General features: G+C 26.9%; 9 protein-coding genes. All 9 read left to right on the top strand.

Translation table 11 applies throughout. The features are described from left to right. The coding region (locus ABUA17_RS07310; RefSeq protein WP_349817982.1) for an N-acetylmuramoyl-L-alanine amidase family protein at window positions 1–741 on the top strand (741 nt) is incomplete at its 5' end. Window positions 742–962: 221 nt separating this feature from the next. Next, on the top strand, window positions 963–2,381 hold the full coding sequence (locus tag ABUA17_RS07305) for a lipopolysaccharide biosynthesis protein (protein WP_349817983.1): 1,419 nt from the start codon (window positions 963–965) through the stop codon (window positions 2,379–2,381). A 28-nt stretch (window positions 2,382–2,409) separates the two neighbouring features. Next, entirely contained in the window at window positions 2,410–3,573 is a 1,164-nt protein-coding gene (locus tag ABUA17_RS07300) for a CDP-glycerol glycerophosphotransferase family protein (RefSeq protein ID WP_055277212.1), read from the top strand. Window positions 3,574–3,618: 45 nt separating this feature from the next. Then, the gene (gene ispD / locus ABUA17_RS07295; protein WP_042400833.1) at window positions 3,619–4,326 is read left to right on the top strand and encodes a 2-C-methyl-D-erythritol 4-phosphate cytidylyltransferase; all 708 of its coding nucleotides are present in this window, start codon (window positions 3,619–3,621) and stop codon (window positions 4,324–4,326) included. Then, on the top strand, window positions 4,327–5,367 hold the full coding sequence (locus ABUA17_RS07290; RefSeq protein ID WP_042400830.1) for an alcohol dehydrogenase catalytic domain-containing protein: 1,041 nt from the start codon (window positions 4,327–4,329) through the stop codon (window positions 5,365–5,367). A 23-nt stretch (window positions 5,368–5,390) separates the two neighbouring features. After that, window positions 5,391–6,416 (top strand): glycosyltransferase family 2 protein, encoded by a 1,026-nt coding sequence (locus ABUA17_RS07285; protein ID WP_052330731.1) that lies wholly within the window; start codon window positions 5,391–5,393, stop codon window positions 6,414–6,416. A gap of 14 nt (window positions 6,417–6,430) precedes the next feature. Then, the gene (locus ABUA17_RS07280) at window positions 6,431–7,849 is read left to right on the top strand and encodes an O-antigen ligase family protein (RefSeq protein ID WP_042400827.1); all 1,419 of its coding nucleotides are present in this window, start codon (window positions 6,431–6,433) and stop codon (window positions 7,847–7,849) included. A 10-nt stretch (window positions 7,850–7,859) separates the two neighbouring features. Next, window positions 7,860–8,834 (top strand): glycosyltransferase, encoded by a 975-nt coding sequence (locus ABUA17_RS07275; RefSeq protein ID WP_055277210.1) that lies wholly within the window; start codon window positions 7,860–7,862, stop codon window positions 8,832–8,834. Between the two features lie 211 nt (window positions 8,835–9,045). Further along, a complete protein-coding gene (locus ABUA17_RS07270) occupies window positions 9,046–10,911 on the top strand; it encodes a polysaccharide biosynthesis protein (protein WP_055278040.1) in 1,866 nt (621 codons plus the stop codon). The last annotated feature ends 386 nt before the right edge of the window (window positions 10,912–11,297 follow it).

Here is an 11,297-nt window from a genome sequence, read left to right as displayed (position 1 = left end):
GGAGCATATAGATATGTAGTACATGTAAAGCATAAGAAGTCTAATGCAGAATATGATGAGTTACAAGTAATAGATTTGTATATTGATAAGAATGATGTTAAAAAGTTAATAGTAATAGATCCAGGTCATAACTATGGTGGAGATAATGGGGCTACTTCTACTCATAACGGTGTAACTTATATAGAAAGGGATTTAAATATGCAGGTTTCTTTAAAGCTTAAGGATGAATTAGAGAAAAAGGGGTTTACAGTAGTTTTAACTAGGAATCCAGAAGATAGGGAAACAATAGCGGTAAGTGAAAGCTTAAGAAAAAGAGTAGATTTAGCTAATAAATTACAAGCTGATTTCTTTATAAGTATTCATCAAAATAGCTATACTGATAGCTCAGTACGAGGATTTGAGGTATATTATAGTGATGCTTTACCAGAAACTAGAGGGGTAATTTCAAGTGATGGTTTAGAATATTCATTAAATTCATTAAGAACATCAGAAACTGAGAAAGTTAAATTAAGCAAAAAAATAGGATCAAGTATAGTAAGTAGCGTAACTAGTGAAATGGGACTAAAAAATAGAGGGTTAAAAAATAAGGATTTTTATGTTGTTAAAAATACAACTATGCCATCGTTGCTGGTAGAATGTGGATTTATATCAAATCCAGACGAAGCCAAAAACTTAGCAAATGAACAAAAGCAACAAAAGATGGCTGAAATAATAGCTAGAGAAATAGGAAAAAATTTATAAAATTTAACTAAGAATGTTTAGAGATTATTGATAATTTCTAAACATTCTTATTATAATAAAAACTATATTAATGTAATATAGTTTTTATTATAATATATTAATAAGTTATTATAAAAAAGTTTTATAATAAACTATTTTGAGTTATAATAATTAAATACGTTATACATAGAATATATATTACAAGAAGTTTATATAATTAAAATACTGTAGGGAGAGCACATATGAGGATTAAATCATTACTAAAAGGAAATACTCTTTTAAATTCTGCAATTTGGTATACTGTAGGAACTTTTTTGTTAAAAGGAATTAACTTCTTTACAACACCTATATTTACTAATCTACTAAGTACAGAGGAGTTTGGAATAATAACAATTTATTCTACTTGGAGCGCAATATTTGCAATAATAGTTGGATTAAGTATGAATGGAACTATAGGTAGTGCTAAAGCAAATTTAGGTGATAAGGAATATAATGAATATTTATCTAGTACATTATTTCTTGGAACAATAAGTTTCGCCGTAATTTGTATAGTTAGTTTACTTTTTAAGAATGAACTAGCTAATATATTTGGATTAAAAAGTTCATTAATTTTAATATTATTATTTGAAAGCTTTTTTGCTTTTGTAATTAATTATGTAACTGCAGTTTTTACATTCGATAGGAATCATAAGGCGTTTCTATTCACTTCTGCAATATCCACAATTATAAATGTAAGTGCATCAGTATTACTTATATTATCAATGAATAATGAAAGATATCTTGGAAGAATTTACGGTGGTGCTATAGCAACTATAGTTATAGGAGTTATATTGTACATAAAAATAATTCTTAAGGGGAGAACATTTATTAATATTAAGTACTGGAGGTTTGCTTTGCCTATAGCTATTCCTCTTATACTTCATAATTTATCACATTTAGTATTAAATCAAGCGGATAAAATTATGTTACAAAAATATACTAATGATGATATTGTAGGGATATATAGCTATACCTATACTATTGGAGCTTTAATAAATACCATACAGATTGCACTTAACAGTGCGTGGATGCCATGGTATTTTGAGAAATTAAAAGAAAAAAATAGTGAAGAGATTAAAAAAGTATCAGCAATATATATAGGGATATTTACAGTTTTAACTTCGATGTTTATTTTAGGATCACCTGAAATTGTAAAGATATTATCACCAGAGTCATATTGGTCAGGAATAGGATTATTACCTATAATAATAGCTGGATACTATTTTGTATTTTTATATACATTCCCGTCAAATTTTCAATTTTATATGAAGAAAACAAACTTTATAGCCATGGGAACTATTATATCAGCAATTATTAACATAATTATAAATTATATATTTATTAAAAAAATAGGTATGTATGCAGCTGCTTTATCAACTTTAATAGCATATATAGTTTTATTTGCAATGCATTTTATAATAGTTAAATTTAAGTTTAGACATGAAGATTTTCCGTTTTTATACAATTTGCTAGGCGTTTTTGTTATTATAATAATAAGTTGTATATTTTACATTTTCTTAAATAATATGTTTGTGAGATGGGGAGTTATATTTTTAATTATTTGTGTATGTGCATACTTAGGTTTGAAGTATTTAAAAAGAAATAGTATTGATAAGAATTAATAAATAATTAAGGGGATAGAATAGTAAAATGAAATTTTTTAAAGAAATTAGAATGAAAGTATTTATACAAATCTACTATATTTTACGTATATTTACAAAAGTTAATAATAAAAGAATATTATTTGAAGCATATTGGGGTAAAAGCATATCATGTAATCCGAAGGCTATGATGGATTATATGATAGAAAATGGATACAATGATTATCAATTCATAGTTGTTTATAATGGAAAAGATAAAATAAGTAATAATAGAGTTAAATATGTAAATATAAGAAGTATAGATTATTTATATTATTTATGTACAAGTAAGTATTGGGTAGTAAATAGTCATATAATGGGTGAATTAAAGCCTAAAAAAAATCAGGTTTACATGCAGACTTGGCATGCTGCAGGAGCTTTTAAAAAATTTGGATTAGATATAATTGAAAGTGAAGATGATAGGGATCATGAAAAGTTAGCATGGAGAAAAGAGGCCCAAAATTGGGATTATTTACTTTGTAGTAGTGAAGAAGTTAGAGAAATTTATAGTAATGCGTTTGGTGTATCTGAAGATATAATATATCCAATTGGAATTCCGAGAAATGATTGTTTCTATGATAAGGAAAAAATATTAGAATTAAAGAAATATATAAATTCACAAATAGGAAATAATTTAGGCAAAAAAATAGTATTATATGCTCCAACTTTTAGAGATAATAGAGAATTTAAATTAATGTTTGATTTTGATAAGTTATATAAGGAATTAGGGGATGAGTATGTAATTTTATTAAAACTACATCCCAATATCATGGATGATGCAATTAATATAGATGAGAAGTATAGTAATTTTGTATTTAATTTCTCTCATTATGGAGAAATGCAAGAATTATTATTAGCAGCAGATTTACTAATAACTGATTATTCATCGGTTATATTTGATTTTGCTTTAACTGGTAATCCTATAATTTTATATTCCTATGATTTAGACGAGTATAAAAATGAGATAAGAGGTTTTTATTATGAATATGAAAGTTTTGTTCCGGGACCAATAGTAAAAACTGAAAATCAATTAATAAAAGAGATAAAAAATTACGATGAGTTAAAATCTAGAAATAGTAATAGGGTTAAAAATTTCGCTAAGAAATTTAATCAAAGGGAAGAAAAAAGCTCATCACAATTAGCTGTGGAATTATTGTTAAGCAGTAATAAATAAGAGTAAAGAAATTAAAACTATATTAATATAAGAAGGGTGATAAAAATGAATATAGCAATTATTTTAGCTGGTGGATCAGGAACAAGAATGGGGAGTGATATACCGAAACAGTTTATAGATATATATGGAAAACCTATGATAATACATACATTAGAAAGTTTTGATGTAAATCCAGAAATAGATAAAATAATGGTAGTTTGCAAGAGTGAATGGCAAGAGGACCTTAAAATATGGATAAGAAAATTTGGTTTAAATAAGGTAAGAGGTATAGTTAATGGAGGAGATACTAGGCAGGAATCTGTATATAATGCAATAAGAGCTTTAGATGGAGAATGTACTGAGGATGATATTCTTGTTATACATGATTCAGCTAGGCCACTGATATCTCAAAGAATAATTAATGAAAATATTAGTGGAGCAAAAGAACATGGAGCTGTAGATACAGTTATACCTTCTGCTGATACTATTGTAAAAAGCATAAATAATGAAACTATAGATACAATTCCAAAGCGTAGTGAACTATACTTAGGACAAACACCACAAAGTTTTAGGTATAAATTAATTAAAGAAGCTCATGAAGTATCAATAGAAAGACAAACTCAAGATGCTACAGATGATTGTCAACTGGTTTTAGCTTTAAATAAAGATGTGTATTTAGTAAATGGAGATAAATTAAATTTTAAAATTACTACATTTGAAGATTTATTATTATTAAAATCAGTAATAAAGATAAGTAAGATAGAGGTGATTTAGGTGTTAAGCAAAGGGTTTAAGATAATTTCACCTAAAACATTTGAAATTGATGTAGATACTGTAAAAAGTAAAATAGGTAATGCAATTGTTAAGGTAGATTATATAGCTGTATGTAAAGCAGATTTAAGATATTACCTAGGCAAAAGAGATGAAAGAATATTAGGATTAAAATATCCAATGAGATTAATTCATGAAGCTACAGGAACCATATTAAAAGATAATACTGGTAAGTTTAAAGTAGGAGATAAAGTTGTTTTAGTACCTAATATTTGTGAATGCGATAACTGTGACTTTAATTGTAAGGATAATGAGGCTTTAGGTGAAAATTATTGTCCTAAGGCTAAGTTTGCTTCAAGTAATTATGATGGCTTTTCATGTGAGTGTCTTAGCTATCCAAGTAAGAATATGGTTAAGCTGGATAATGAAAAGTATAGTGAAAAATATGTATTTTTAGAGTTAATATCTGTAGCGGTAGCTGCAATTAGAAGAGTTGATAATGTAAATGGATTGAAAATAGGTGTATGGGGTGATGGAATACTAGGATATATATTATCAAATACACTTAAGGTATTATTTCCAGAAAGCAAAGTATATTGTATTGGTAACAATGAGTATAAGTTGAATAAATTTAATATTGATGGAACTTATTTAGTTAACTCTGCTGAGCTAAATAAAGAAGTATTTGATTTATGTTTTGAATGTGTTGGAGGAAATGCTGCAGAAAATGCTATTAATCAAATAATTGAAAAGTGTAAGTTTGGTGGGGATATAGTATTAACAGGAGTATCAGAGAATGGAGCTTTAATTAATACTAGAAGAATTTTAGAAAAGGCTGTTAGAATAACAGGAACTACAAGAAGTACAGTAAGAGATTTTAAAACAGCAGTAGATTTAATAGAGAATACTAATTTATTAGATGAATTAGAGAGATTAGTATTATCAACTAATGAAGTGAATGATATATCTGCTTATTACTCTGTTTTTGAGAAGGAAGTTGAAAATAGAGAGCTAGGTAAGCATATAATGAAGTTAAATTTATAGAATATATATGAAGAGGGATTATTATGCCTAAAATAAGTATTATTGTTCCTATTTATAATGCAGAAAAAGTTTTAAAAAGGTGTGTAGATAGTATTTTAAATCAATCATACAAGAACTTTGAGCTTATACTTATAAATGATGGATCAAAGGATAAAAGCATAGATATTATTAATGAATATAAAGAAAAAGACGAGAGAATTAAGGTAATAGACAATAAAAATAAAGGTGTATCGGAAACTAGAAATATAGGAATAAAAACTTCCAAAGGAGAGTATATCCAGTTTATAGATGCTGATGACTTTATTGATCCTTATATGATTGAAGAGACATTAAAAGAGATTGAGAAAAATAAAGCTGATTCAGTAATAACAGGATTATATTTGGATATTGAAAGTGAGAATGAGATAAAATCATCAAAGCAAACTTTTGAATATAAGATAGAAGAAGGAAATAGTAATATTGCAGTTGCTGTAATGGATAGACTGAACGGAACATATATTAACTCTCCTGTAAATAAAATATATAAAAAATCAATAATAATTGATAATAATATTTATATGGATAAAACAATTGATTTAGGTGAAGATTTATTGTTTAATTTAGAGTATTTAAAAAATTGTAAAAAAGTTATTTTTGATGATAAATGTTATTATCATTATTGTATGAAAGTTGAAGAAAATTTAACGTTTAAGTATAGAGAAAACAAGCTAGACTTAATGTATTTTATTTATTGTAAATGTAATGATTATTTTAAAGAGTGTAATATTAATAATGAAAAACTAGTAAATTTGAATAATCTCTTTATTAAATGGATGTATTCTTGTTTTATAGATTTGCATAATAAAGATTGTGCATTAAGCCTTAATGAAAAGATTAGATTGATAAAAAAGTCTACAGAAAAATATGGTGAAATAATAAATAATACTTATAATATGGGAACAATGATTAAGGTATTAAAGGTATCATTAAGATATCCATTATTAGTGTGGATTATTAGTAAATTTATTTTTATTATTAAAGTTAAGTTTAGACAAATACTATATAAATGATTGGAGTTTTAAATATGAATATAATTAACAATGTATATAAGTCTAAGTTATTAAGTGATAGTGTTTATTATAAAATTGTATTTATGACGTGGGCATTAGTACATACATTAAGCTTTGGACCTAGAATTACAGGGTATTTTTCTCCAATAATATTATTGTGGGGATTACTTATACTATTTAAAAATTTAGTATTGGAACGAAAGAATATCAAGAAAAGTTATTTTTGTATAATTTTTGCATTTTTAGCGGCGTATGTTATTACGATAGTTGTTAATAGCTCTCTTAATATTTTTGGAAATACAAAAACACTAATATGGTCAGCAATAATGTTGCTTGTTATGTTTATTAATGAGTATTCACAAGATAATAAAAAGGTATATAATGATATAATAAAAGTTTCATCAGTAATAGTAATAAGTACTTTTATTATATCAGTTATTTCTGTTGCAATGTTTTGTTTAGACATTTCATATTGGGTTAATAGAGCTGATGGAGCACTAATACCACAGGGATATTATGCTGCGAGATTATGGGGAATATATGTGGATCCTAATCAAGGAAGTAGTATAGGGATAGTATCTTTAATATGTTCAATAATAATTATTATTTTTGCTAATAAAAGCTTTAAAGGTAAGATAAAGTTATTTAATATAATAAATATTATAATTCAATATATATTTATTATTTTAACTGGATCAAGGGGGGGAGAAATCGCCTTTATTTTTGTCTTACTTGGATTAATATATCTTTTAACTGATTATTTATTAAAAAATAAGATAAAAGCAATTGTTATAAGAACTATAGTAGGATTGTTATGTGGACTTATTATTTCTGTTACTATAGTATTTTCTTTTGAAAATAGTAGAAAGCTTTTGGCTAATATACCGAGATTAACAATTAGTACACAAGAATTTATAAGTAATACAACAGGAACGGATGTAGGATCTCACTCAGGGAATATTACTGTTGAACGACCAGATGTAGGAGGAGGAATAGATTCATCAAATGGAAGATTGACATTATGGAGAGATGGATTTAGATTAATAAAGTATTCACCAATATTTGGATTTGGAGATAGAAATATTGTTTCAAAGGCAGCAGAATTTACACCAGGATCATCTTTAGAAAAGCAATTTGTTCATAATGGTTTTATTCATATGCTTTTATCTGGTGGGATAGTAGCAGTAAGTATAATGATGACTTTATTGGTATTAATAATGATTAATATTGTAAAGATTGTATTTGGAAATAAAAGATATAATAGAGGCTATTATATATATAGTATTATGTCATTATTGATAGGTTCTTTATTAATTACGGCTGTATTTTTAACTGAAATCTTTTATCAGAACTCATTCATGGCAACTGTATTCTGGATATATATGGGCTTTGTGGTTGCATTAGCTAATGATAAAAAGTTATTAGAAAATTAGGAGAATATATATGAAAAATGATATTGTACTTTCCATAATTGTTCCTGTATACAATGTTGAAAAGTATCTGGACGAATGTTTAGAAAGTATTATTAAAAATTATGATCAAAAGATAGAAGTGATTCTAGTAGATGATGGATCTAAAGATAATAGTAGTGTTTTATGTGATGAATATGCTAAAGAATATAACTTTATAACTGTAATTCATAAAGAAAATGGTGGATTATCATCAGCAAGAAATGCTGGAATAGATAAAGCAAAAGGTAAGTATATATGGTTTGTTGATAGTGATGATTATATATCTGATAGTAGTATTTCAAATATACTTGATGCAGCAAGGAAGAGTACTGATTTAATAATAGGGAATTATTCAGTTTTTTATCCAAATGGAAATAGAGAAATTTATCAAGATTTTAAATTTGATATAAAGGAAAATATGAAGCCTTATGAATATTTTTATCAGTTAGGTAATGTGAGTTATGCTGCGGTAAGATTCATAATAAGGAGAGAGATTATCCATAAATATGATTTAAGATTTATGGAAGGTATATATCATGAAGATGAACAGTGGACTCCAAGGGTATTATGTACGAGTGAAACTTTTTCAGTAATAAAGCCAACAATATATAATTACAGATTAGGAAATTCTAATTCAATAATGGGAATGGTTAACCCAAAGAAAAGTTATGATAAAATTATAATATGTAATAGTTTATATAATATAAGTAAAAAAAGTGATTTTTCAAAAAATATGATTGAATATCTAAATAGTAGGATATTACATAATTATATAGCCATATTAAATGAATATAGTAAATATTCAAAAGAAGAAAGAAAGAAATTATTTAAGATTCTTAAGGAAAATTTATACTTAATAGATGATTATAATAGTAAAAAGGCTACAGTAATAAAGTGGGCAATTAAATTCTTTGGAATACCTATTACTTCAAAGTTATTGAGCATTAGAAATAAAATAAGTAGATAATATAAAAGGGGGATTAATAAATAATACTCCCTTTTATATTATATATAAGAATATAATATAAAAGATATTGAATAGATAAATAATAACTATTAATTTATTTAATAAGGATGTAAGAAAATATTAATTTGATTATAGAATTATATATTGATATAATTAATATGATAATTTTGGATGTATAAAATATCAATGAATTGTGAAAGGAAGAGGAGCTATGGGAAGTGAAAAAAAGATAAGAGTTATGTTGTTAGTAATAGCAGATATAATTCTTATTAATGTAGCGTATTTAATAAGCTTTTATATAAGGCTTGGCTCAGTATATAATGAAATTTATAATGATATTTATGTAATATATTTACCATTGATTTTAATAACGTATATAGGAATGCTAGCATTATTTAAAATGTACAGGAGTATTTGGAGGATAGCTGGAATAGATGAAGTAATTTATGGAGCAACAGCATGTTTTAGTGCAGGAGTTTTAAATTTTGTTATCTCAGAATTTATGTCTTTTAGAATTCCAAGGGTAGTAACTATACTTTCATGTTTCTTTATAATAGTATTTATTCTAGGATTAAGGCTTTCTTATAGGATTATAAGAAGAATAAGCATATATGGTAGAGGATATATAGGTAATGGAGAAAGAGCTATAATAATAGGGGCAGGAGCTTGCGGACAATTATTAATAGAGGAAATAAGAAAAGATGAGTCCTTTAATTATAAGATAGTAGGATTAATAGATGATAATCCAAATAAAAATCATACTTACTTAAAAGGTATAAAGGTTTTGGGAAATAGGAATGATATTTTAGATATTGTTAAGGAAACAAAAGTAACAACTATATTTTTAGCAATACCATCAATGAGACCAGAGGAAAAAAGTAAAATACTAGAGATTTGTAAGGAAGCTAAAGCTAAAGTTAAGATAGTACCAAGCTTTTATGAGTCTATTGATAGTGGAATTGATTTAAAGCAAGTAAGAGATGTAGATTTAAAGGATTTGCTTGGTAGAGAAGAAGTTCAGTTAGATAAGAGTGGAATAAGCGATTATTTGACTAATAAGGTTGTTCTTGTTACTGGTGGAGGAGGATCTATAGGCTCAGAACTTTGTAGACAAATAGCAACATTTAATCCAAAAAAATTATTGATTTTAGATATTTATGAAAATAATGCATATGATTTACAGAATGAGTTAACTAGAAAATTCCCTAAGGTAAATAAGGAAGTAATTATTGCATCTGTAAGAGATAAAATGAGATTAGAAGAGATTTTTGAACAATATAGGCCTGAGGTAGTATTCCATGCAGCAGCACACAAGCATGTACCTTTAATGGAAGGAAGTCCACAAGAAGCAATTAAAAATAATGTAAAGGGAACTTTAAACGTTGCTGAATGTGCAGATAAATATGAAAGCGATAAGTTTGTAATGATTTCTACAGATAAAGCAGTTAATCCAACTAATGTTATGGGAGCAACAAAGAGATTGTGCGAAATGATAGTTCAGGCTATTAATATTAGAAGCAAAACTGATTTTGTGGCTGTAAGGTTTGGAAATGTTCTTGGAAGTAATGGATCAGTTATTCCATTATTTCAAAAACAAATTTCTGAAGGTGGTCCTGTAACATTAACACATAGAGATATAGTTAGATATTTTATGCTTATACCAGAAGCGGCTCAATTAGTTCTTCAGGCTGGAACTTATGCTAAAGGTGGAGAAATATTTGTATTAGATATGGGGAAACCAGTAAAGATATATGATTTGGCTATAAACTTAATAAAATTATCTGGATTTGAGCCATTTAAAGATATAGATATTAAGATAACAGGATTAAGACCAGGTGAAAAGTTATATGAAGAATTATTAATGGATGAGGAAGGGTTAGAAAAAACAGCACATAAGAAAATATTTATAGGAAAGCCTGCAAATTTTGATTTAGATAAATTAAAAGAAGAAATCGAAGAAATTAATAATATAGCAATTCAAGGGGATAATGACTTAATAAGAGCTAAGCTTAAGTCGATAGTTCCAACATATACCAATTTGGAAGAAAAAGAAGTTGCTATTGAAAAAGATGAATAAGGATGTGTCAGCTATTGCTGGCACATTTTTTTATGTGCGCCCAGCATGGGCAACAACTTGACGGTGAAAGTCCGTTGTGGGCTTGGTAGTGGGAACCACTAGCCAATGACAAGGGTGTCTACTGTGAGGTAGAATCTGAAGGAAGTCGGAGGCAAAGTCTCGGTCTGAGGAATACGAACTACATACAAGGCTTACTAAGGTCGGACGAGTTTGCATAACAAAACAAAGTCCAACACTACCCGAAATCTTAGGAGTAAATGTAGCAGATATATGAGATGAAGGTTGTTGTTCTTACCTGGGGAGGTCTGATAGATATATTACTAATAAAGATGAATTTCTAAAGTAATAACCTACATAGCGATATGTAGCTGAACTATCAGAAGTCA

The organism is Clostridium sp. RTP31139st1_H3_RTP31139_211217 (genome assembly GCF_040227035.1).
Classification (GTDB): Bacteria; Bacillota; Clostridia; order Clostridiales; family Clostridiaceae; genus Clostridium; species Clostridium saudiense.
Note: the sequence above shows the minus strand (reverse complement) of the source record. Positions and strands in the feature narration are given on the sequence as shown.

Excerpts from the sequence above, each read along its gene's own strand:
- ABUA17_RS07270 (WP_055278040.1), top strand. The coding sequence starts at position 9,046 with ATGGGAAGTGAAAAAAAGATAAGAGTTATGTTGTTAGTAATAGCAGAT.
- ABUA17_RS07305 (WP_349817983.1), top strand. The coding sequence starts at position 963 with ATGAGGATTAAATCATTACTAAAAGGAAATACTCTTTTAAATTCTGCA.
- ABUA17_RS07300 (WP_055277212.1), top strand. The coding sequence starts at position 2,410 with ATGAAATTTTTTAAAGAAATTAGAATGAAAGTATTTATACAAATCTAC.
- ABUA17_RS07275 (WP_055277210.1), top strand. The coding sequence starts at position 7,860 with ATGAAAAATGATATTGTACTTTCCATAATTGTTCCTGTATACAATGTT.
- ispD (WP_042400833.1), top strand. The coding sequence starts at position 3,619 with ATGAATATAGCAATTATTTTAGCTGGTGGATCAGGAACAAGAATGGGG.
- ABUA17_RS07285 (WP_052330731.1), top strand. The coding sequence starts at position 5,391 with ATGCCTAAAATAAGTATTATTGTTCCTATTTATAATGCAGAAAAAGTT.
- ABUA17_RS07280 (WP_042400827.1), top strand. The coding sequence starts at position 6,431 with ATGAATATAATTAACAATGTATATAAGTCTAAGTTATTAAGTGATAGT.